This is a genomic window from Pseudosulfitobacter pseudonitzschiae (assembly GCF_900129395.1).
Taxonomy (GTDB): Bacteria; Pseudomonadota; Alphaproteobacteria; order Rhodobacterales; family Rhodobacteraceae; genus Pseudosulfitobacter; species Pseudosulfitobacter pseudonitzschiae.
The window spans coordinates 99,870-120,360 of sequence record NZ_FQVP01000008.1 but is presented as its reverse complement, the minus strand read 5'-3'; the positions used below and the strand labels follow the sequence as shown (position 1 = coordinate 120,360).

22 protein-coding genes, 1 tRNA gene and 1 riboswitch are annotated in these 20,491 nt (G+C 60.7%); of the genes, 10 read left to right on the top strand and 13 right to left on the bottom strand.

The genetic code is table 11. The features are described 5' to 3' along the window. Positions 1-104: 104 nt before the first annotated feature. The 4 genes from BUC08_RS19905 to BUC08_RS19890 are packed head-to-tail and all read left to right on the top strand — an operon-like array spanning position 105 to position 4,019. A complete protein-coding gene (locus BUC08_RS19905) occupies positions 105-1,421 on the top strand; it encodes a flavin-containing monooxygenase (RefSeq protein ID WP_037931377.1) in 1,317 nt (438 codons plus the stop codon). Then, positions 1,418-2,314: a bile acid:sodium symporter family protein gene (locus tag BUC08_RS19900; protein WP_037931373.1), complete on the top strand. Its 897-nt coding sequence runs from the start codon at positions 1,418-1,420 to the stop codon at positions 2,312-2,314. The genes BUC08_RS19905 and BUC08_RS19900 overlap by 4 nt, the downstream gene beginning before the upstream one ends. Continuing rightward, positions 2,311-3,240 carry an SDR family oxidoreductase gene (locus BUC08_RS19895; protein ID WP_037931371.1) on the top strand — a complete coding sequence of 310 codons (930 nt, stop codon included), beginning with the start codon at positions 2,311-2,313 and terminating at the stop codon, positions 3,238-3,240. Before BUC08_RS19900 ends, BUC08_RS19895 begins: the two co-directional genes overlap by 4 nt. After that, on the top strand, positions 3,237-4,019 hold the full coding sequence (locus tag BUC08_RS19890) for an SDR family NAD(P)-dependent oxidoreductase (RefSeq protein WP_037931368.1): 783 nt from the start codon (positions 3,237-3,239) through the stop codon (positions 4,017-4,019). Before BUC08_RS19895 ends, BUC08_RS19890 begins: the two co-directional genes overlap by 4 nt. A gap of 15 nt (positions 4,020-4,034) precedes the next feature. Here the strand turns inward: BUC08_RS19890 and BUC08_RS19885 are convergent, their stop codons facing one another. From BUC08_RS19885 to BUC08_RS19850, 8 genes are all read right to left on the bottom strand, one after another. Next, positions 4,035-4,766, bottom strand: coding sequence for an ABC transporter permease (locus tag BUC08_RS19885; RefSeq protein WP_051694700.1), 732 nt, complete (start codon positions 4,764-4,766; stop codon positions 4,035-4,037). Continuing rightward, positions 4,763-5,488: an ABC transporter ATP-binding protein gene (locus BUC08_RS19880; protein ID WP_217621166.1), complete on the bottom strand. Its 726-nt coding sequence runs from the start codon at positions 5,486-5,488 to the stop codon at positions 4,763-4,765. Before BUC08_RS19880 ends, BUC08_RS19885 begins: the two co-directional genes overlap by 4 nt. Further along, positions 5,485-6,171 (bottom strand): thiaminase II, encoded by a 687-nt coding sequence (gene tenA, locus BUC08_RS19875; protein ID WP_037931362.1) that lies wholly within the window; start codon positions 6,169-6,171, stop codon positions 5,485-5,487. Before tenA ends, BUC08_RS19880 begins: the two co-directional genes overlap by 4 nt. Next, positions 6,168-7,106, bottom strand: a complete 939-nt coding sequence (locus tag BUC08_RS19870; protein ID WP_037931359.1) for an ABC transporter substrate-binding protein — start codon at positions 7,104-7,106, stop codon at positions 6,168-6,170. Before BUC08_RS19870 ends, tenA begins: the two co-directional genes overlap by 4 nt. Before the next feature lie 4 nt (positions 7,107-7,110). Continuing rightward, positions 7,111-7,923 carry a bifunctional hydroxymethylpyrimidine kinase/phosphomethylpyrimidine kinase gene (gene thiD, locus BUC08_RS19865; protein ID WP_037931356.1) on the bottom strand — a complete coding sequence of 271 codons (813 nt, stop codon included), beginning with the start codon at positions 7,921-7,923 and terminating at the stop codon, positions 7,111-7,113. Continuing rightward, a complete protein-coding gene (gene thiE / locus BUC08_RS19860) occupies positions 7,920-8,561 on the bottom strand; it encodes a thiamine phosphate synthase (protein ID WP_037931352.1) in 642 nt (213 codons plus the stop codon). Before thiE ends, thiD begins: the two co-directional genes overlap by 4 nt. Then, the gene (thiM, locus tag BUC08_RS19855; RefSeq protein ID WP_037931349.1) at positions 8,561-9,334 is read right to left on the bottom strand and encodes a hydroxyethylthiazole kinase; all 774 of its coding nucleotides are present in this window, start codon (positions 9,332-9,334) and stop codon (positions 8,561-8,563) included. Before thiM ends, thiE begins: the two co-directional genes overlap by 1 nt. A gap of 47 nt (positions 9,335-9,381) precedes the next feature. Next, positions 9,382-9,470, bottom strand: a riboswitch (TPP riboswitch). Positions 9,471-9,568: 98 nt separating this feature from the next. Then, positions 9,569-10,873, bottom strand: coding sequence for an MFS transporter (locus tag BUC08_RS19850; protein WP_051694699.1), 1,305 nt, complete (start codon positions 10,871-10,873; stop codon positions 9,569-9,571). 207 nt (positions 10,874-11,080) lie between these two features. On the opposite strand from BUC08_RS19850, the gene cyoA reads away from it, so the two are divergent. The 6 genes from cyoA to BUC08_RS19820 all read left to right on the top strand — a co-directional run bounded on the left by cyoA (position 11,081) and on the right by BUC08_RS19820 (position 16,156). After that, positions 11,081-12,190 carry a ubiquinol oxidase subunit II gene (cyoA, locus tag BUC08_RS19845; protein WP_051694698.1) on the top strand — a complete coding sequence of 370 codons (1,110 nt, stop codon included), beginning with the start codon at positions 11,081-11,083 and terminating at the stop codon, positions 12,188-12,190. 2 nt (positions 12,191-12,192) lie between these two features. Beyond that, positions 12,193-14,223 carry a cytochrome o ubiquinol oxidase subunit I gene (gene cyoB, locus BUC08_RS19840; protein ID WP_081855493.1) on the top strand — a complete coding sequence of 677 codons (2,031 nt, stop codon included), beginning with the start codon at positions 12,193-12,195 and terminating at the stop codon, positions 14,221-14,223. A 6-nt stretch (positions 14,224-14,229) separates the two neighbouring features. Further along, positions 14,230-14,871: a cytochrome o ubiquinol oxidase subunit III gene (gene cyoC, locus BUC08_RS19835; RefSeq protein ID WP_037931347.1), complete on the top strand. Its 642-nt coding sequence runs from the start codon at positions 14,230-14,232 to the stop codon at positions 14,869-14,871. Beyond that, positions 14,868-15,233 carry a cytochrome o ubiquinol oxidase subunit IV gene (gene cyoD / locus BUC08_RS19830; protein ID WP_037931344.1) on the top strand — a complete coding sequence of 122 codons (366 nt, stop codon included), beginning with the start codon at positions 14,868-14,870 and terminating at the stop codon, positions 15,231-15,233. The genes cyoC and cyoD overlap by 4 nt, the downstream gene beginning before the upstream one ends. After that, on the top strand, positions 15,230-15,928 hold the full coding sequence (locus tag BUC08_RS19825; protein ID WP_037931342.1) for an SURF1 family protein: 699 nt from the start codon (positions 15,230-15,232) through the stop codon (positions 15,926-15,928). Before cyoD ends, BUC08_RS19825 begins: the two co-directional genes overlap by 4 nt. Before the next feature lie 140 nt (positions 15,929-16,068). Further along, positions 16,069-16,156: transfer RNA gene (locus tag BUC08_RS19820), tRNA-Ser, on the top strand. A 178-nt stretch (positions 16,157-16,334) separates the two neighbouring features. Here the strand turns inward: BUC08_RS19820 and BUC08_RS19815 are convergent. The 5 genes from BUC08_RS19815 to BUC08_RS19795 all read right to left on the bottom strand — a co-directional run bounded on the left by BUC08_RS19815 (position 16,335) and on the right by BUC08_RS19795 (position 20,451). Further along, complete coding sequence (locus BUC08_RS19815; RefSeq protein ID WP_037931125.1) at positions 16,335-16,853, bottom strand: hypothetical protein; 519 nt, start codon at positions 16,851-16,853, stop codon at positions 16,335-16,337. A gap of 19 nt (positions 16,854-16,872) precedes the next feature. Beyond that, positions 16,873-17,271, bottom strand: coding sequence for a YfbR-like 5'-deoxynucleotidase (locus BUC08_RS25180; RefSeq protein ID WP_159436708.1), 399 nt, complete (start codon positions 17,269-17,271; stop codon positions 16,873-16,875). A 218-nt stretch (positions 17,272-17,489) separates the two neighbouring features. Then, positions 17,490-19,172: a hypothetical protein gene (locus BUC08_RS19805; RefSeq protein ID WP_051694683.1), complete on the bottom strand. Its 1,683-nt coding sequence runs from the start codon at positions 19,170-19,172 to the stop codon at positions 17,490-17,492. 7 nt (positions 19,173-19,179) lie between these two features. Further along, positions 19,180-19,431, bottom strand: a complete 252-nt coding sequence (locus BUC08_RS19800; RefSeq protein ID WP_037931123.1) for a hypothetical protein — start codon at positions 19,429-19,431, stop codon at positions 19,180-19,182. Positions 19,432-19,617: 186 nt separating this feature from the next. Continuing rightward, positions 19,618-20,451: a lysozyme gene (locus tag BUC08_RS19795; RefSeq protein WP_234973775.1), complete on the bottom strand. Its 834-nt coding sequence runs from the start codon at positions 20,449-20,451 to the stop codon at positions 19,618-19,620. Positions 20,452-20,491: the final 40 nt, after the last annotated feature.

The following is a 20,491-nucleotide window of genomic DNA, read 5'->3' as shown; positions in this document are numbered from 1 at the left end:
GGGCGCTCTTTTACGTTTCTTATCAGTGGCTTGATCTGGCTTCATTATTTAATCTTGCCTTATTTTGAACATTTGTTCAATCTAAAAACATACGGGAGGAAGATATGACAGGCACAGGTGCGCAGTTCGCCTTGATCGGGGCCGGCCCAATGGGTCTGGCGGCGGCCAAGCTGCTGTCCGAGAACGGTGTAGCCTTTCAGGGGTTCGAGCTGCATTCCGGTGTCGGCGGCTTGTGGGACATAGATGGCCCGCTTTCGACAATGTACGAATCTGCTCATCTGATCTCGTCAAAAAGAATGACCGAATTCGCAGATTTCCCGATGCGCGACGACGCGGCCGAATATCCGTCGCACCGCGAGATGAAGCGGTATTTCGAAGCATTTGCAGAAGCTTTCGACCTGAACCGCCACTACCGTTTCGGGGCCAGGGTGTTGTCCTGCGTGCCGCTGGGCGGACCGGGTGACGGTTGGCGGGTGACATGGCAAGATGCCCAAGGTGAACATGCCCAGGACTTCTCCGGCCTGCTGATCGCAAACGGCACGCTCAGCACGCCGAACTTGCCCATGTTCAAGGGCGAATTCAGTGGCGAGCTGATCCACTCCTCACAATACCGTACCGCCAGCCAGTTCGACGGCAAGCGCGTGCTGGTGATCGGCGCGGGCAACTCGGGCTGTGACATCGCTGTCGATGCCATCCATCACGGGCTGTCGTGCGATTTGTCGATGCGGCGGGGATATTACTTTGTGCCCAAATACATCTTTGGCAAACCCGCCGATACGATGGGCGGGGCGATCAAGCTGCCCATGGCGCTTAAACGGATCGTGGATGGAACGATCCTGAAGTGGTTCATCGGCAACCCGCAGAAATACGGCTTCCCCAAGCCGGACTACAAACTGTACGAAAGCCATCCGGTCGTGAACTCGTTGGTTTTGTACCACGCAGGTCACGGCGATCTGACGGTGCGTCCGGATATTAAGCGTTTTGACGGGCAAACGGTGCATTTCAAAGATGGCACCAGCGCGGATTACGACATGATCCTCGCCGCTACGGGCTACAGGCTCGACTATCCGTTCATCGACAAAGCACTCCTGAACTGGCAGGGCGATGCGCCGCATCTTTACCTGAACTGCATGCATCCCGAGCGTGACGACCTGTTCGTGTTGGGCATGGTCGAAGCCTCGGGGCTGGGCTGGCAGGGGCGGCACGAACAGGCCGAGATGGTCGTGCGCTATATCAAGGGGCTGCGACAGGGCACCCCCGCGGCGAAAACCCTGCAGGACACAAAGGCGCGGGGGTTCACACGGGCCACTGGCGGCATGAATTATATCGAATTGCCCCGCATGGCCTATTACGTCGACAAGGCCACCTACCGCAAAGCTGTCACCGGCTGGATCGCAAAACTGGCAGGTGATCAGCCATGATGGATGACGCCGTCGTCTCATTCTCGGCCGGATCGTTGATGTTGCTCAACTGCATTCTGGCGGTTGTGATGTTTTCAATCGCCATTGATCTGAAACCCAGCGATTTCCGGGCGTTCACCAAGGCGCCCAAGCCGCTGATCATCGGGCTGATATCACAATTCCTGTTGCTGCCGGTCCTGACCTACCTGTTGGTCATCGTGGTGCAACCACAGGCCTCGGTGGCGCTGGGACTGATCCTGGTTGCGGCCTGTCCGGGCGGAAACATCTCGAATTTCATCACGCACAGGGCGGGCGGGAACACGGCACTGTCGGTGTCGATGACGGCGTTTTCCACCGTCGGGGCAATCCTGCTGACCCCTGCCAATATCGCATTCTGGGGCAGCCTCTATCCGCCCTCGGCCAGCCTTTTGCGCAGCACGCAGATTGATCCGGTGAACATTGCGATCACTGTGGGGCTGATGTTGATCCTGCCGCTGATCCTCGGCCTGACGCTGAACCGCAAACACCCCGCGCTGACCGCCCGGTTGCGCAAACCGCTGCAATGGATATCCATGGCCATCTTCGTGGGCTTTATCGTCATCGCCCTTGCCGCAAACTGGTCCATTTTTCTGGCCTTCGCCGGCGGCATTGCCGGATTGGTGATCGTCCACAACGCGCTGGGGTTGGGCGGTGGCTACGCATTGGCCACCCTTGCAGGGCTGTCGCCCTTTGACCGCAAGGCCGTGACGATCGAAACGGGCATTCAGAACTCGGGCCTCGGGCTGGTCCTGATCTTCGGCTTTTTCGGGGGCTTGGGCGGCATGGCGATTGTCGCCGCTTTCTGGGGCATCTGGCATGCGATATCGGGACTGCTGCTGGCCCAGCTTATGTCGCGCACGCGGGCAGCCCGATGACCCGCATCCTGATCACCGGAGCCGCAGGCATGGTCGGGCGCGCCTTGGTCGGGGCCTTGGCGGGCCACGATGTCATCGCAACCGACCTGGACCGCGCCACCCTGCCACCGCACGTGACCTTCCGGCGCATGGATGTGACCACCAGCGACCCCGACACGGTGGTCGGCGCCGAGCGGCCCGATGTGGTCGTGCATCTGGCCTCAATCGTGACCCCGCCCCCCGACATGACCCGCACACAGGCCTTTGCCGTGGATGTCACCGGCACGCGCAACGTCGTGGCGGCCTGTGTCGCGCATGGGGTCAAACGGTTGGTCGTTACCAGCTCCGGCGCGGCCTACGGCTATCACGCCGACAATCCGGTGCCGTTGACCGAGGACGCGTCGTGCCGTGGCAACCCGGAATTCGCCTATGCCGACCACAAACGTCAGGTCGAGGAAATCCTGGCCGATGCGCGGCACGACCACCCAGCGCTGGAACAGGTCGTTCTGCGCGTGGGCACCGTGCTGGGCGCGGACACCGACAACCAGATCGCCGCCCTCTTCCGGCGCAAAAGACTGCTGGCGATCCGCAACTGCGATAGCCCTTTCGTGTTCATCTGGACCCAGGACCTGGCCCGCATCGTGGAACGCGCTGCCACGGCTGGCCCTGCGGGCATTTACAACGTGGCTGGCGATGGCTGGCTGACGGTCGATGACCTCGCACAGGCGCTTGGCAAGCCGGTTCTGCGCCTTCCCGCCGCGGCTTTGAAGGCGGCGTTGGCCGTCGCCCACCCATTGGGGCTGTCGCAATACGGACCCGAGCAGGTCCGGTTCCTGCAATACCGGCCCGTTCTGGACAACACGCGCCTGAAGAACGTGTTTGGCTACACGCCCCAACTGACTTCGGCGCAAGTGTTCGATTTGTGGAAGACCGAGGCGGGCCTATGAAGACGGCTGTCATATCAGGTGGCAACGGCGGATTGGGTCGGGCGCTGGCCACGCAACTGGAGGCACAGGGCTGGCATTGCGTGTTGATGGACATCGACATTCGCGGGTTGAAGCCTTCGCCCAGCCGCACTCCCGTGGCCGTTGACCTGACAGACGCAAGGGCTTTGACGCAGGCCGCCGCGCAGATCATCGCCGCGCGGCCTTCGATCGACATGGTGATCTACAACGCCGGCGTGTCCCAGATTGGCATGTTTGCGCAGGCCGACATGCCAAGTCACCGGAAGGTCTTTGAGATCAACTATTTCGCCGCGGTGACGATGGCGCAGGCGTTCCTCGTGCCGCTTCGCGACAGCAAAGGCACGCACCTTGCCATCTCGTCGGTTGCCGGTTTCGCGCCCTTGCACGGGCGCACCGCCTATGCCGCGTCGAAACACGCATTGCAGGGTTTTTTCACGTCCCTCCGCTCAGAAGAGGCCGCATACGGCGTGCGTTGCCTGATCGCCGCGCCCAGTTTCGTGGCGACAAACATCGGCAATCCCGAGATCACCGATGACGGGATCGTGCGGCCCGGCTCTGCGGCGGACGGGATCGACTATATGTCACCACAAGCAGCCGCCTCGGTGATCCTGAGCGGCGTTGTAAAGGGGCGTGAATTCATCCCCGTTGGCCGCGTCGCCCGCCTTGCCGCGCTGATCATGCGCGCGTCTCCCGGGCTGTACCAGCGCCTGATGCGGCGCAACATCGCGGCGCAGAAACACCCCCCTGGCACTGGGTCGTAACGGGCACACCGGCCCTCAGTATCGGCTCAGACGGTCCGAAACCTTGGTCACGGCGATGTGCAAAAGCAGCGTCATGATGGCCAGCGTAAACAGGCTGGCGAACATCAAATCCGTCTTTGCCCGCCCGTTTGCCAGCAGCATCAGATATCCCAATCCCTTGGACGCCCCGACCCATTCGCCAATGACGGCACCAATGGGGGCATATACAGCAGCCAGCTTCAGGCCGGTTCCTAAGGAAGGCAAGGCATGGGGGATCTTGATCCGGCGCATGATCTGCCACTCGGTTCCGCCCATGGTCCGGGCCATGTCCAATATCCCCACAGGCACCCGTGTCAGCCCGTCGTAAAAGGCGGAAGTGACCGGGAAATAGATGATCAGGACGGCCATGACGACCTTGGAGGCAATGCCATAGCCGAACCAGAGCGTCAGGATGGGTGCCAGCGCAAATACCGGCACCGCCTGCGTAAAGATCAGCATCGGTGTCAGCAAACGATGCAGGCGCGGAGATGCCGCCAGTCGGATGGCGGTGAGCGCCCCCAACACGGTGCCGATGATCAGGGCAAGGCCGACTTCACATGCGGTCACCCATGCGTTTTCGGCAATCAGCATCCGGTTGGCATAGGCCGCCTGCCCCACCCGCACGGGCGAAGGCAGGATAAACGGCGGCACGCCAGTAATCCAGACGATCCCCTGCCACAGCAAGAGCGTAAAACCTGCCGCTGCGAATGCGTACCGCAGGCCTGTCATCGTGCCCGCCTCAGATGAGCCAGCAACTGCGCCTGACACGCAACGGTGTCCGGGGCGTATTGATCCCGGATCGGGGGCAACGACGGCGGCGTCCACGGCTGTGCCGCATCGGCGGTCAGGACGATGATCTGGTGCCCCAGCCGCACCGCCTCTGCCGGATCATGTGTCACCAACAGAACTGTTCTGTCCTTCAGCAGCCCGGCGGCAAGGTCCTGCATATCGGCGCGTGTGCCAGCGTCCAGCGCCGAAAACGGCTCGTCCAGCAGCACGACGGGCCTGTCCTCCATCAGCGTGCGCGCAAGGGCGGCGCGCTGTCGCATCCCGCCGGACAACGAGTCGGGCCTCTTGTCCGCATGGCGCGCCAGGCCGACCCGCTCCAGCAGATTGGCGGCCCTTCGCAAATCCGGCACCTCGCCGCGCAACCGCGCGCCCAGCACCGTGTTTTCCAGAACGCTAAGCCATGGCAACAGCAAGTCCGATTGCGCCATCACGCTGACGCGCCCCTCCAGCGGCCGCCTGTCCGAGGCAGTGATTGCCCCCTGAAAATCGCCCGCACAGCGCACACCGGCGATCAGGCGCAGGATCGTGGACTTTCCCACGCCCGACCGCCCCAGAACACAGGTCCATTCCCCAGCGGGCAAGGTCATATCAATGGGCGCAAACAGGCAGGTGCCGTCGATATGATAGGACCCCGAAAGCTGTATCGCGGGGGCCTGCATCACGCCCCGCGCAATCCCATGTCCCAGAAGGCGACTTCCAGACGGGTTGCAGTGGCAAAGCGGTCCTGCAACGCAGGCCAGCGCGCGGATTTGGCAAAGTCAGGCCCCAGACGGCGCAGGACCGCCGCGTCTATCATCTGTCCGACAGAGGCCATGACACCTTGATAGTCCTCATCGGCATAGGTTTCGATCCAGTCCCGATAGGGAGTTTGCGCATCGGCAGAACCATCCAGCCGCGCACCGATCTCGCCATAGCCAAAACAGCAGGGCGCAAGGGCGGCCATCAGGTCCAGGAAATCCCCTTGCAGCCCTGCATCCATTACGTAGCGCGTGTAGGCGACGTTCTCGATCTCTTCGGTTGCGGCAAACAGCGTGGCCTCGTCAATTCCAGCCTCGGCGCAGATTTTGACGTGCAAGGACATCTCGTGATTGACCAGCGCATCGACCGTACTGGCGCAGGTTTTCATTTCGTCCAGCGTCTCGGCCTTGACCACGCCAAGCGACCAAGCCCGGGCAAAATGTACCAAAAACAGGTAATCCTGTACAAGATAATGCAGGAACGCCGCCCGCGGCAGCGAACCGCGCTCCAACCCCTCGACAAAGGCATGATGTGTATAGGCCCGCCACCCGTCGCCACACCCGTCCCGCCAATGCGCAAAGGCGGCTCCGTAAGCTACGCCGGTCATGGCGCGGTCACGTCAATGGCGATTGTGCCGACCGGCAGGATCGCATCCGTCAGGCCCGCGTCATTCAGGAACCTCTCGAACCTGGCGTAGCGACCGGCATCCATCGCGGCGGGTCGCAGGGCAAAACGGGGCACGGTATCCACCCACGCCGCCGCGTTCAGCGTGTCGTTCAACTCGGGCGCCGTGGCTGCAAACAGCTCCCAGCTCTCGTCGGGGTGGTTGATGATGTATTGCGTCGCCTTTTCGGTGGCCGCAAGGAACCGTTGGATCATATCAACATCCATCGTGTCCCTGTGCGCCACGTAGATCAGTTCGTCATAGGGTGGCAGGCCCTCTTCCTCGACGAAGAAACAGCGGCCCGGCACGCCTTCGATCTCCATCTGGTTCAGTTCGAAATTGCGAAACGCGCCGATCACCGCGTCCACCTGCCCTGACATCAGCGAAGGGGACATCGACCAGTTGACGTTGATCAGTTCAATGTCGCTGGACGACAGCCCGTGAGTCTTCAGGATCTGCCCCAACATCGCCTCTTCGACACCGCCGACGGAATAGCCGACCTTGCGGCCCTTCAGGTCGGCAGGGGTGGCAATCGGCCCGTCCTTGAGCACCAAGAGACAATTGAGCGGCGTGGCCACCAGCGTGCCGACCCGTTGAAGCGGCAGGCCCTCGTGAATTTGCAGGTGCAACTGCGGCTGGTAGGAAATCGCCAGATCGGCCTGACCTGCGGCGACCATTTTTGGCGGTGCGGCGGGATCGGCGGGCGCGATCACCTCGACCTCAAGATCCTGTTCGGCAAAAAAGCCCTTTTCCTGCGCGATGATAACCGGCCCGTGGTCCGGGTTTACAAACCAGTCAAGCAACAGGGTAACCTGATCCTGCGCAAAAAGCGGGGCGGCGCACAGCGACAGGGCGCCTGCAAGAATAAAAGATCTCATCGGATCATCCTTTTGAATTGGCATAAAAGCTGGCGAAATGGTGGGTCGGCCCGTGGCCTGTTCCCACGGACAAATCGCCCGCCCGGGCAACAACGGTTGAGACATAGGATTTCGCGGCAGAAGCGGCGGCAGCGGGCGCAAGCCCTTTTGCAAGTTGCGCCGCAAGCGCAGAGGACAGGGTGCAGCCCGTGCCGTGGGTGTTGGCGGTTCGGATGCGCGGGGCCTCGAACCAGATCGCGTCCTGCGCTGTGACCAGGCAATCGGGGCTGGTCGCTCCGTCCAGATGACCGCCTTTCATCAGGACCGCTTGCGGACCCAGCGCGCACAGGGCCTGACCCTGCTCTACCATTTCATCGCGCGTGGCAGCGGCCCGGACGCCCAGAAGTTGCGCAGCCTCGGGCAGGTTCGGCGTCAGCACCGTCGCCAACGGCAAAAGCAGGGTTCGCAGCGCCGCGATGGCGTCCTCTTGCAGCAGGGACGCACCGCCCTTGGCGATCATCACCGGGTCCAGCACAACGGGAACGGCCGCGTGCCCCGACAACGACCGGGCAATGGCAGCCGCAACTTCGGCTGTCGCGATCATACCGATCTTGGCCGCGTCAACACGAATGTCGGCAAAGATGGCGTCGATCTGGCTTTGCACGAAGGCCGGCGGCACAAAATGAATATCGCTGACACCTTGGGTGTTCTGCGCGGTCAATGCGGTGAGGGCCGCCATCGCAAAGGCACCGTTTGCCGAAATCGACTTGATATCGGCCTGAATGCCCGCCCCGCCTGAGGGATCGGAGCCGGCTATGCTCAGGACATTGGGGATCATGGGGCACACTCCGACGGGGCACGGGCAAAAGCGCGGGCGGCGGCACAAGGATCGGACTGTCCGCAGATCGCCGAAACGACGGCCATGCCGTCAGCATTGGCCGCCCGAACGCTGTCAATATGGTCGGCTTTCAGGCCACCGATCGCGACGGTGGGCAGGCTGGATGCGGCCACCATCCGTGCCAACCCGTCAAACCCGACAGGCTGTGCATGATCTGCCTTTGTGGCGGTGCCGAACACCGGACCCAGCCCCAGATAATCCACCAGCGCCGCATCGGCGGCCTCGACCATTTCCACGCTTTCGCAGGACAGCCCAAGGATCTTGTCCCGCCCAAGCAATGTGCGGGCTTGTGCGGGGGCGATGTCCCCCTGACCGATATGCGCCCCATCGGCATCTGCGGCGATAGCCGCGTCGATGTCGTCGTTGATGACAAAAGGCACATCCGTGCCGCGCAGGGCATGTTTGAGCGCAATCGCCAGGTCCGTACGTTGCGCCGTGGTCGCGGTTTTGTCGCGCAATTGCACCATCGTGACCCCGCCCGCCACGGCCTGCATCACCGTTTCGATGACACCCAGTCTGGCGCACAGGTCCCGGTCGGTCACCAGATACAGGCGCAGGTGTTCGCGGTGAAAGACCATCACACGATGACCTGACCAAGATCCTGCGGCTGCGTCGCCGCCAAGGCATCGAGGAAATGCATCTGGAAGCTGCCGGGGCCTTTTGCCTGCTGCGCCGCTGCGGTGCCTGCCACCTTGAAATGCGCGAGCGCGGCAAGGGTCGCCTCGAACGCGGGACCGGAGGCACAATAGGCCCCCATGAGGGCCGTCTGGGAGCATCCCAGGGCCGTGATCTTGGGCATCAGTGGCGAGCCGCCCGAGACATGGGCATCCCGCGTGCCGTCGGTCACATAATCGACGGGACCGGTGACCGCGACGACCGCGCCCCATTTTGACGCGAGTGCGTTTGCCGCCGATTGTGCAGCATCCACGCTGTCCCCGCTGTCAGCCCCTTTCCCGGCGCCTGCCTCGCCTGCAAGGGCCAGTATTTCAGAGGCGTTCCCGCGTATCACTGTCGGGCGCAGAGCCAACAGGTCCTGTGCCGCACGCTTGCGATATTCTGAGACGAAATGGGCCACCGGATCGAACACCCACGGGATGTCATGCGTGCCCGCAAGGGTCGCGGCGGTGGTCATACTGGCCAGCCACGAGGACGACAATGTGCCGATGTTGATCGTCAAAGCCCCGCAAATCGGCGTGAATTCCGGGATTTCCTCAGGCGCGTGGACCATCGCAGGCGATGCACCCGCTGCCAGCACCACGTTGGCGGCAATGTTCATCGCCACGTAATTGGTGATGCAGTGGACCAGCGGATTCTGGTCACGCAACGCGGTCAGAATGTCTTGGGGGGTCATGGTCTCTCCTTTTCGCGCAGGCAAAAAGGGAGGAATGGCACGCGGAAAAGCGGAACATACGACCTCCCTACGCCAGCATTATCTGGGTCAGGTTCAAAGGGTACGTCTCAGCTTTGCAGCGCCCCTGGTACGCAGAGGGATAGGGTGTTTGGGCAGGACCGTCAAATGCAATCAATACGGCCGCAGAAGATGCGACCGCACGTTGCTTAGGGCGAGGTCATCAAACCTGACGGCTCAGATCTTGTCGGACTGACGCCGCAGACTGAAAAGTGCCACCAGCGTCACAACCACGCCCGAAACGAGGTAGAGCGCAGCCGCCCAAAGCCCGAAGGTGCTGGCCAGGAACAGCCCCACCAACGGCGCAAAGGCTGCGCCAAAGATCCAGGACAGGTTGGTGGCCAGCGCCGAGCCGGAATAGCGGCAATCGGGAGAAAACCGGTCGGGCACGATTGCGCTGGATTGGCCGTAGGACAGGCCGAAGATGATGAAACCGGCCACGATATAGACGGCAGGATTGTCGTTCAGCGTTCCGATGCTGAGGCACAACAGCAGCGTCAGCACGCTGGACCCGATGATCACGGCACGTTTCGAATACCGGTCGGCCAGCAACCCCGACAGGATCACAGTTCCGACAGCCAGCGCGCCGCCAACCAGTTGCCACAGGATGATACGGTCGATGGCGTTGTCTGTGAACAGCAGCGTATAGCTGACCGGGAAAACCGTCAGCATGTGCAGCAACGCATAGCTGGACAGCGGCAGGAACGCCGACAGCAGGATCTCGCGCCATTGTGTCCGCAGCAGGAAGCCAAGCGGGGCGGATTTCATCATCGTGGCTTCATCCGATCCGAAATTCGTGGTCAGCAGCCGAAGCCGTGCAAACAGAGACACGACGTTGACGGCCATCACCGCAAAGAACGCAAACCGCCAGCCGTATTGATAGAATTCCTCTTCGGTCAGGAAACCGGTCAGCACATAGAACATCGCGGCGGCGACACAGAATCCGATGGGTCCGCCCAGTTGCGGTACCATGCTGTACAGGCCGTCACGCTCTTTCGGGGCGGCGGATTTGAGCTGCAGGGTCATACCGTCCCACGCGCCGCCCAGGCCCAGACCCTGAATAACACGCAGAACCGCCAGCAGCGCGGGGGCGACCCAGCCGATCCGGTCGTATCCGGGCAGCAACCCGATTGCGACGGTCGAGGTCCCCAGCAGCATCAGCGCCACCGTAATTTTCCCAGGCTTTCCAATCCGCGGCTCAAGCCTGCGGCCGATCAGGCTGGCCACGGGACGGGCCAGAAAGGCCAGCGAGAACACTGCGAAAGAGGCCAGCGTTGCAGGGACGGGTTCGAGGTAGGGAAAGAAAATTGTCGGAAAAACCAGTGCCGAGGCGATGGCGAACACGAAGAACCCGAAATAATCGGTCACCCGCGCCATCACCACCGTCGTGATAACGTCGTCCAGTTGCACAGTCTGTCTTGCATTCGGATCGACGTCGCCCGATTTGCGAATGCCCGTGCCTGCCGCATTACCGATCGCCATGACCTAACCCCTTCTTCGCTGTCATTCTTAGGATAGCGGCCAAGATGGAAATCACCACAATTTCCGACAGGCGTGCTAAAATACCGCAGCCCGACCCAGGGCAGCCGTGCCAAAATACCGCAGCGATCGCGCTGTCTAAATCAGCCCCGAGTGTTATTTAGCTGCCACAGGTGAACACCCTCCGAAGAAACACACAAGAGGTCTTGGATGTCTTTCTTTCAACCCAGAACAAGCCGCAGGATTGGTCGTTTCGGTTTGCTGGCGCTTGGGGCGCTGGCATTGTCGGGATGCAATCTGGTTGTCATGAACCCGGCCGGAGATGTCGCATCGCAGCAAGCCGACCTGATCATTTACGCGACCGTTCTGATGTTGATCGTGATTGTTCCGGTGCTGGCTCTGACGGTGTTCTTTGCGATCAGGTATCGGGCGGACAATGAAGAGGCGGCCTATGATCCCGAGTGGGACCATTCGGTCAGCCTTGAGATCGTTGTCTGGTCGGTGCCGCTCGCGATCATCATCTGCCTGGCCGGTCTGACCTGGGTGGCGACGCACCGTCTTGATCCCTACCGCGACCTGCCCCGCATTACCGCCACCAAGGCCGTCGATGAAAACGTGACGCCCCTGCAGGTGCAGGTGGTGGCGCTGGATTGGAAATGGCTGTTCATCTATCCCGAATACAACATTGCCACTGTGAACGAGATGGCCGTCATCGTGGACCGTCCGGTTGAATTCAAGCTGACGTCGACCACCGTCATGAACGCGTTTTATATCCCTGACATGGTCGGCATGATCTACGCGATGGCGGGCATGGAAACCGAGTTGAACGGCGTACTCAACAGCCCCGGCACCTACGCGGGCTTTGCCTCGCATTACAACGGTGCGGGATTTTCGCGCATGCGCTTTGACGTCAAGGCGCTGGACGAAGCCGGGTTCGACGAATGGACCGCGCAAGTGGCCGGCGCAGAACAACCTTTGGACCGCGAGTCGTTTGTCCAACTGGAACAGCCCAGCATCGACAACGACGTCCACTATTACGGCTCGGTCCAGGACGGCCTGTGGCAACGTATCCTGAACATGTGCGTCGGTGACGACAAGCTGTGCATGAACGACATGATGATGGTGGACGCGCTGGGTGGCGGCGGCATTGACGGGCTGTACAACCGCGAACTGTACCGCGGCCTGTGCTCGGCCGACAATCCCGAGGGCATGTTTGCAATCCTGCGGCCGGACCTGTCCGACCGCGCCACCGACATCACTGCCGCCATGGACCTGCTGCCGCCCGAGACGCCGCAGATGTCCGTGCCAAGGGAGAACTGAACATGGCCACAGCAACCGAAACCACCGCACACAGCTTTCCCGACATCACCAATCCCGTGAACTGGTTCTGGGGCAAGCTGAGCTGGGACATCTTCCCGTTCTACGACCCGCTTATCCTGGGCACCTTTCTCGTCACCATGGCGCTTGGTCTGGGTATCGTCGGCTGGCTGACTTACAAACGGCTTTGGGGCTATCTGTGGACGGAATGGTTCACTTCGGTCGATCACAAGAAAATCGGCATCATGTATATGGTGCTGGCCACCGTGATGCTGATCCGGGGCTTTTCCGACGCGATCCTGATGCGCATTCATCAGGCGCTTGCCTCGGCCGGCGTTCTCGAATTCCTGCCGCCCTATCACTATGATCAGGTCTTTACCGCGCACGGCGTGATCATGATCTTTTTCGTGGCGATGCCCTTCATCACCGGGTTCATGAACTATGTCATGCCGCTGCAAATCGGCGCGCGGGATGTCGCCTTTCCGTTTCTGAACAACTTCAGCTTCTGGCTGACGTTTTCCGGTGTGGTTCTGGTGATGCTGTCGCTGTTCGTGGGCGAATTCGCGGCGACCGGATGGCTGGCATTTCCACCGCTGTCAGGGCTGGAGTTCAGCCCCGGCGTCGGCGTCGACTATTACCTGTGGTCGCTCAACATCGCAGGGATCGGCACGACGCTTTCGGGCATCAACCTGATCGTGACAATCGTAAAGATGCGCGCGCCGGGCATGACCTGGATGAAGATGCCGATCTTTACCTGGTCCACACTGGTGACCAACATCCTGATCGTCGCATCCTTCCCGGTTCTGACCGCCACCTTGGCGCTGCTGACCGCCGACCGCTACCTTGGCACCCATTTCTTTACCAATGACATGGGCGGCAACGCGATGATGTACATCAACCTGATCTGGATCTGGGGTCACCCCGAGGTGTACATCCTGATCCTGCCGATCTTTGGCATCTTCTCGGAAATCGTGCCGACATTCTCGCGCAAGCGGCTGTTCGGCTATACGTCGATGGTCTACGCGCTGTGCGTCATCATGATCCTCAGCTATCTGGTCTGGCTGCACCACTTTTTCACCATGGGCGCGGGCGCGGACGTGAACTCGTTCTTCGGGATCACCACGATGATCATCTCGATCCCGACAGGGGCCAAGCTGTTTAACTGGCTGTTCACCATGTACAAGGGACGTATCAAGTTCGAGTTGCCGATGATGTGGGTCATCGCCTTTATGATCACCTTTACCATTGGCGGCATGACCGGCGTGCTGCTGGCGGTGCCACCGGCGGATTACGTGCTGCACAACTCGTTGTTTCTGGTCGCGCACTTTCACAACGTGATCATCGGCGGCGTGGTCTTTGGCGTCTTTGCCGGGATCAACTACTGGTGGCCCAAGGCCTTTGGCTTCCACATGAACAAGTTCTGGGGACTGGTCAGCTTTTACGGCTGGGTCGGCGGGTTCTGGTTCGCCTTCATGCCGCTGTACATCCTGGGCCTGATGGGCGTGACACGGCGCCTGAGCCAGTTCGAGGACACAAGCTATGCGCTGCTGTTCGGCATTGCCGCGCTGGGCGTGGCGATGATCGCGGTGGGCGTGGTGGCCTTTATCATCCAGATCTTCGTGTCGATCCGCGACCGCGCCGCGCTGGCCTGTGACGGCGATCCGTGGAACGCGCGGACGCTGGAATGGTCCACGTCCTCGCCACCGCCCTACTACAACTTTTCGCATGTGCCGAACGTCTATGCGCTGGACGCCTGGGACCACATGAAGGCGCACAATGCCGAAGATCCGCAAGATGACTATGTGGCGATCCACATGCCAAAACGCACGGCAAGCGGCCTTGTCATCTCGGCCCTGATGACGGTGATGGGCTTTGCCATGATCTGGCACATCTGGTGGCTGGCGCTGGTCGGTTTCATCGGGTCGGTTGCCTACGGCATCTACCACACCTTTGATTATGACCGTGATTTCTATTTGCAGCCGGACGAGGTCCGCGCCATCGCGAACGGGCGCAGGCCCGTGGTTCCGGCGGAGTAAACAGCCATGACAACAGCAACCCATCCCCCCGAGCCTTCCGAAGGCTTTGATTTCTACGACACCGATCCTGCCAGCCATGCGGACGGCCACCACGAAACCGGCACCATGCTGGGATTCTGGATCTATTTGATGAGCGACAGCCTGATCTTTGGCATCCTCTTTGCGATCTATGCTGTCCTTGGAACGAACTATGCGGCCGGCCCCGCGCCGTCGGACCTGTTCGAGATCGAAAAGATCCTTTTGGCCACCTTCTTCTTGCTGTTCTCGTCGATCACCTACGGTTTCGCGGTGATCAACATGCAGCTGGGCAAGCAAGGCGTCATGACCATCTGGTTGTTGGTCACCGGAGCCTTTGGCATCGGGTTCCTGACGATGGAGGTGCTTGAATTCCACCATCTGTGGCACCTGGGGGCCGGTCCGGGCGCAAGCGCCTTCCTGTCGTCCTTCTGGTTCCTGGTGGGCACCCACGGCCTGCACGTGTTGTCCGGGACGATCTGGCTGGCGGTGTTGCTGGTGCAGGTGCAAAAGCACGGGCTGAACCACGACAACAAACGCCGCATCTTGTGCCTGAGCCTGTTCTGGCACTTCCTCGACCTGATCTGGATCGGGGTGTTTTCCTTTGTCTACCTCACGGGGGTGTTGCTATGACCACCAACGATCACGCCACTGACGACGCGCACGGGTCTTACCGGTCCTACCTGATCGGCTTTGCGCTTTCGGTTGTCCTCACGGTGATCCCCTTCTGGATCGTGCTGGGCGAGGTGGAAATCCACCTGTGGCTGGCACTGACGATCATCTTTGGGCTGGGGGCCATTCAGATCATCGTGCACGTGATCTACTTCCTGCATGTCACGGTGAAGGCCGAAGCAGGGTGGCAGGTCATGTCGCTGGTCTTTACCGGCATACTCCTTTTGATCGTTCTGGTCGGTTCGATCTGGGTGATGACGCACCTGAACAACAACATGATGCCCGCACACGACCAGATCGAACGTGTGCGCGCGGTGAAGTGAGCGGCACCCGACGCCCGGTCTGGGTCGATGTGACGATACTGGTGCTGGCAGCCGTGATGTTTGCCAGCATGATCGCCCTGGGCAACTGGCAGATGCGCCGATTGGCGTGGAAGCTGGACCTGATCGAAAACGTCGAAACCCGCGCCTATGGCGATCCGGTGCCCGCCCCAAAAGGTGCCGCACCGGAATACTTGCGGGTCTTTGCCACGGGCACCTTTGCCCATGATCAAAGCTTGCGGATCAAGGCCGTCACAGACCTCGGCCCCGGCTACTGGATCATGACACCTCTTGCAGGCGACGACGCCACTGTCTGGGTTAACCGCGGCTTTGTGCCGAACGGGCTGGACCAAGCGGCCTGGGACACGCCCAAAGGCCCTCTCGGGGTGACCGGCCTGGTACGGCTGGATCAACCGGGTGGCACATTGTTGGAAAGCAATCAGCCCGAAACGGGACGCTGGGTCTCGGCCGACCTGACCGAGATGAGCCGTGCCGCGGGCCTCGAAAATGCGCAAACCGCATATTTCATAGATGCCGAAGCCTCTGCCACAGATCGCGGCTGGCCACGCGGCGGGCTCACCCGCCTGACTTTCCGCAACACCCATCTGGCCTATGCCCTGACCTGGTACGCGATGGCCGCCCTGTTCCTTGTCGCCATGGGATATGTCGTTCGCGCGCGGTTCAAGGCAACCGATTGAGCCGTCCGCTTGCCACGCTTCCACTGGCATTAGGTCACATTTCAGGGCTCTTTGCAGGAAAACCGACGATTTCCGATGTGAAACAAGTTCTCCATTTTTGGCCTTGTAAACCCAATGTTTGCACGGCTATACGCGTCGGTGGAGACGTGGCCGAGTGGTCGAAGGCGCTCCCCTGCTAAGGGAGTAAACCGCAAGGTTTCGAGGGTTCGAATCCCTTCGTCTCCGCCACCTAAACCCCTGAAAAGACTAATTTTTTCACTTGGGTTTAGGGGTCAAAAGAGAGGAACCTTTTAAGGTTTTTTGATGCGTTTTAGTGTGAATTGATTGTGACTGCACGGATTGCCCGTGCAAAATCCGTGCAGTCGGTTTCCGCTATGTTCTGGTCACATGCGCCGAATCGTCCGGTCTAAAAGTGGCGCTCGCAAGCATCCGAAATCACCCAATCATCAAGAATGCGGTCGATCATCTTGGCAACCTCACCCGGCAAGGCGTCTGCCGGGCCGTTGTTATCAATGATCCACCCCGCATCCGACGCGCTCAGCTCTATTGAGCCAGCAGGCTCAGGCGGCAAGCGCCGTGAGGCATCCACCCAAACCACAAGATCAAAGATTTCACGGGACCGCTCAAACTCATCACGCGAGCGCATCCCCGTGTAAATGTCATGACCCACAAGAATTTGCTCAGCGAGCATAGGGCCAGGGCGCAGATTGTAAGCCCGGATCGCATGAAACCAGAGATCGCGGTGCGCGTGCCGATCCTCATAGGCCGCGCGCCAATTTGGATAGAGATCAGACACAAGCGGAAAGACAGCCTTTTGCGCCGCAAATTCAGAGCTGGAACAACTGCGCAAGCCGTAGTTGTCGCGCAGGATGTCGCCCACACTATCCTTGCCATGCCGACCGTGACCGATGATCAACAGGCGCATAGCGCCCGTAAGTGAAACGCTATGCCCTGACATCAGAAACACCCCGCAAAATTTCATTGAATTGATCGACAACGCCCAGCTCGCGCGCGAGCTGGCGCAACCGCTTGAGCAAGGCCCGCCACGCCGCCGAGCGGCGCACATATGCAGGCGCATGATGCAAGGCCCACAGATAGGCGTCAAAGCCATCAGCGAGCCGCAAAATCTTTGCCTCATAGGGCATCAGATCAACAGCCTCAAAACCGAGGGCGGCAATCGCACCAGCCTCAAGATCAGAAATGCCCGCGTATAGCTCCGGGCTCGACCTCTTGACCGGCCCCGGAATGTCACCCGTTGCAAACTCGCCCAAGTCATGAGTGAGCGCCGCCTTCAAAAGCTCAGCTCGCGGATATGGCCAAAACTGCAAGATCAGGATCGCCACGCGGGCAGAGTGCCCATCAACGCGATCACCAGAGCCCGCAAGGTGCCGGTGCGCGTGCCATCGCAGGACAGCGCCCGCGTGCCACGCTGAGGGCGCGCTCACGGCCTCACGCAGAGGCCAGCACCACAGGCGCAAGGCTTGCCCCCAGACGTGCGCCACGATCCGCGCAATCACGCTGGACAGATAGCCGGACAGGGCACTAACAGCCGCCGCGCCGATCATGCCCGCCACCGGGCATCAGGGGTTTGCGTGATCAGAGTGCGCTTACCGTTTGCGTATGTGACAACATGGGACCGCTGCCAGCTTGACGGGCTATTATTATAGCCCTGATCAAGATCGCCAGACATCCCGGCGATATAGACGCCATCCAGGATTTGCGGCGAGTGCTTATCAGCAATCGTGAGTCGCGTGCCCATCTTAGCAAGGCCAACCGCCGTGCCGCGCGAACCGTTCGGCCCCTGATGCCCGTGCATCCCGCATTCAATGCCACCGCTATCCTGACAGATCACGAAAGAGCCGCCAATTGGCACAAAGTCGATGCCCTCAAGCTCACGGGCATCCTCATTCTTGAGCGCCCAACGGCAAAGGTTGAACCCCTCAACGCCCTCGCGGATCGCTCGCAAAAGGGAAAGGTTGCACTCATGCCAATATTCGGAATTTGGCGTATCCATGCGGTCACCATCGCGCCGCGCCCATTGCATCAGCCGATCATCATGGTTGCTCTCGACCATGACCGTGCGGCAGGTATCCCGCTCAATGGCGCGCAGAAACTTTGCGCCCTCGCGCACCTGCCAACGGATGCCAGAGTGCCCGGCGGCACTCATCCGGGCGCGGTGTATTGGATCGCCATCAACGTGACGCGATGCCATTTCAAAGGACATCAAGTCGTGAATGAATTGGTATTCAGGCCGCAGGACATCCATCAGAGAACCGCAATGCCGCCCCCAAAGAGCGTCAAAGACATCATCCGCAAGGCTTGGGATATGGATGTCGCCAAAGGTGACCGCCTTTACGCGGTTTCCCGAACTGATGCGCCCGGCGCGCACGATCACATCCAAATCCTGAAACGCGCCATCAGAGGTTGCCGAGATTTGGCGCAGCCATGCCCCGCCGCTATCATCAGCCTCAACAACGGTCGCGCCTAGAACGTGGTGAAACTCAGCCTTGAGACCGGCTTTTTTCTTGACGTAGTTTGGCAGCGTGCAAGCACCCGTTGTCATGACCGATGGCACGAATTTGCCGGGCATGGCGGGCACACTTTCAAAGGCAAGCTTTGCGTGTGGAAAAACAGCCGTGCGCCCTTGGGCGTAGGTTGTTAGGCCGCTCAGTGGGCGCACCGCCGTTGGCAGGGTATTCATTTCAGCGCAGAACAACACCGGGCCGCAATCCATCGGATCGAAACGCAAATGCGGCAACACCTCGCGCGCAAACTGCGCGGTGCGCGTCTGGTGATCGGTGTAAAGTGCGTGATTGTAGGTGAACCCGCCAACGACAACCTCAGCGCCAATGTGCCGGGCATAGGCTTGCAGGTTAGACCAAAAACGCAAATGCACATCCGTATCATCTTGCGCCGATGTCAGAAGCCAGCGCCGCACCTCACCCTTGCGGATCGCGGCAGCGGGTGCGCCAGGGCGAGCGAACAACCCCCAATCAGGCAAAAAGTGATCCCCACCGCGCGCATGAGCCGCCGCCTGCGTTTCAAGGAATGCACGCACCATGCGCTCAGTCGTTTGATAGCCGGTTTCGGTGAGCCGCCGCGCCGCCTCCGAAACGCTCGACCCCTTGCCGCCCATCGGCTTGCGGAACGGGTCGAAACCATCCCGCAAGGATGCCTCAAGAGCATCCTTGATCCGCTGCGCGCGAGCGGGGTCCTGCGCGCCGGTTTTGCGTTGACTTTTCATTTTGGGTTTACCCTTTATCTCGCTTCAAGCGGCGGATGCGGTCATAGTGCTGAGAGGCATCCGTGAGCGCCTGAATGATCAATTTATTGCGCGGCGCGGCGTCGATTTCCGCCGCCAGCTCGCGCTTAAACTCAGCCGTATATTCCGGCGGTGCAGGCACCGCTGAGGCGTCAAAGACAGCCCGGCCCGGCTCGCCGCAGGCACTCAAGAAACTCAGAGCCACTAGGGCGAGGCCCCGGCGCAGATCGAATGATTGCATCTTTCACCTCTTGGGATTGTTGTGCGTCCAGCTCGCGGCGCACATCAGCCGCCGCGTCGGCGCGCTCGCGCGCCACAAAGGCCACCACAGCGCCGCAAAGCGCGAACGCGAAGGCAGCAACCCAAAGCGCCCGCCGCAACGCAGGGCGGACGCACAGGGCGCGCAGGGCGGCTATTGCCGCGCTGATCATTTGCCGACCGGGCGGCTGAGCCCCGCCGCGATCAGCGATCCCGTGCAAAGGCTATGCTCAGATTTGCGCCGATTGACCAAACCATTGATCACCCGCCCCCCGGCCCGGTTCCACCGCAACAGCTCATCGCAGGCACCGAAAAGATCGCCCGCATTCGCCTTGCGCACCGCCGTTGACCGGCAAGCCGCGCCGGTGCCGACGTTGTAAGACCAGCTCAGGAACGCGACCGCCGCACCCTCAGGCAACGGGGCCTTGAGGCACTTGCCGAGGCCAACGGCGTAGGATCGCAATTCCTCATCAAGCATCGCATCGCATTGCGCTTTGGTATAGCTATCGCCCCGGCTCACGCCCTTGGTTTCGCCGTAGCAAACCGTCCAAACGCCGATCACATCTTGATAGGCTTGCGTGCGCAAACCCTCCCATTGTCCGACGAAAGAGGCCGATGCAATCGCCACGGCCACAACGCTCGCGGCCAGGGTGCGCTTACGCACCCGCATCGCGCCGCTTTCATCAGAGCAAAACCGGCGCACGACACCGGAAACAGCAACTTGCCGGATCACGCGAGCAAATACACCCAAGGCGCTCACCAGAGAGGCAATGCCCGCAAAAACAAGCGGGTGCAGCCCAAGCATACGCGCATCGACCAGATCAAAGAACGCAGACAAGCCCGACAGGATAGCGGCGAGAACCATCAGGCGCACCGACCAAGAGAACCGCAGAACGGCCCGCACGTTTTCAACGTATTTCATGATTTCATTCCTCAAAAAAAAGGCCCGCTCGAAAGCGGGCCAAGGTGACGGCGCGCACCGGCGCAAACCGTTTAGGGACATTCAAACCTTATAAGGTTAAGATACGTCACAAATCAAGCCA

What these genes read in the sequence shown, in the direction of transcription:
- BUC08_RS19905 (WP_037931377.1), top strand. Translation starts at nt 105, where the DNA reads ATGACAGGCACAGGTGCGCAGTTCGCCTTGATCGGGGCCGGCCCAATG.
- BUC08_RS19900 (WP_037931373.1), top strand. Translation starts at nt 1,418, where the DNA reads ATGATGGATGACGCCGTCGTCTCATTCTCGGCCGGATCGTTGATGTTG.
- BUC08_RS19895 (WP_037931371.1), top strand. Translation starts at nt 2,311, where the DNA reads ATGACCCGCATCCTGATCACCGGAGCCGCAGGCATGGTCGGGCGCGCC.
- BUC08_RS19890 (WP_037931368.1), top strand. Translation starts at nt 3,237, where the DNA reads ATGAAGACGGCTGTCATATCAGGTGGCAACGGCGGATTGGGTCGGGCG.
- BUC08_RS19885 (WP_051694700.1), bottom strand. Translation starts at nt 4,766, where the DNA reads ATGACAGGCCTGCGGTACGCATTCGCAGCGGCAGGTTTTACGCTCTTG.
- tenA (WP_037931362.1), bottom strand. Translation starts at nt 6,171, where the DNA reads ATGACCGGCGTAGCTTACGGAGCCGCCTTTGCGCATTGGCGGGACGGG.
- BUC08_RS19870 (WP_037931359.1), bottom strand. Translation starts at nt 7,106, where the DNA reads ATGAGATCTTTTATTCTTGCAGGCGCCCTGTCGCTGTGCGCCGCCCCG.
- thiD (WP_037931356.1), bottom strand. Translation starts at nt 7,923, where the DNA reads ATGATCCCCAATGTCCTGAGCATAGCCGGCTCCGATCCCTCAGGCGGG.
- thiE (WP_037931352.1), bottom strand. Translation starts at nt 8,561, where the DNA reads ATGGTCTTTCACCGCGAACACCTGCGCCTGTATCTGGTGACCGACCGG.
- thiM (WP_037931349.1), bottom strand. Translation starts at nt 9,334, where the DNA reads ATGACCCCCCAAGACATTCTGACCGCGTTGCGTGACCAGAATCCGCTG.
- BUC08_RS19850 (WP_051694699.1), bottom strand. Translation starts at nt 10,873, where the DNA reads ATGGCGATCGGTAATGCGGCAGGCACGGGCATTCGCAAATCGGGCGAC.
- cyoA (WP_051694698.1), top strand. Translation starts at nt 11,081, where the DNA reads ATGTCTTTCTTTCAACCCAGAACAAGCCGCAGGATTGGTCGTTTCGGT.
- cyoB (WP_081855493.1), top strand. Translation starts at nt 12,193, where the DNA reads ATGGCCACAGCAACCGAAACCACCGCACACAGCTTTCCCGACATCACC.
- cyoC (WP_037931347.1), top strand. Translation starts at nt 14,230, where the DNA reads ATGACAACAGCAACCCATCCCCCCGAGCCTTCCGAAGGCTTTGATTTC.
- cyoD (WP_037931344.1), top strand. Translation starts at nt 14,868, where the DNA reads ATGACCACCAACGATCACGCCACTGACGACGCGCACGGGTCTTACCGG.
- BUC08_RS19815 (WP_037931125.1), bottom strand. Translation starts at nt 16,853, where the DNA reads ATGCGCCTGTTGATCATCGGTCACGGTCGGCATGGCAAGGATAGTGTG.
- BUC08_RS19805 (WP_051694683.1), bottom strand. Translation starts at nt 19,172, where the DNA reads ATGAAAAGTCAACGCAAAACCGGCGCGCAGGACCCCGCTCGCGCGCAG.
- BUC08_RS19800 (WP_037931123.1), bottom strand. Translation starts at nt 19,431, where the DNA reads ATGCAATCATTCGATCTGCGCCGGGGCCTCGCCCTAGTGGCTCTGAGT.
- BUC08_RS19795 (WP_234973775.1), bottom strand. Translation starts at nt 20,451, where the DNA reads ATGTCCCTAAACGGTTTGCGCCGGTGCGCGCCGTCACCTTGGCCCGCT.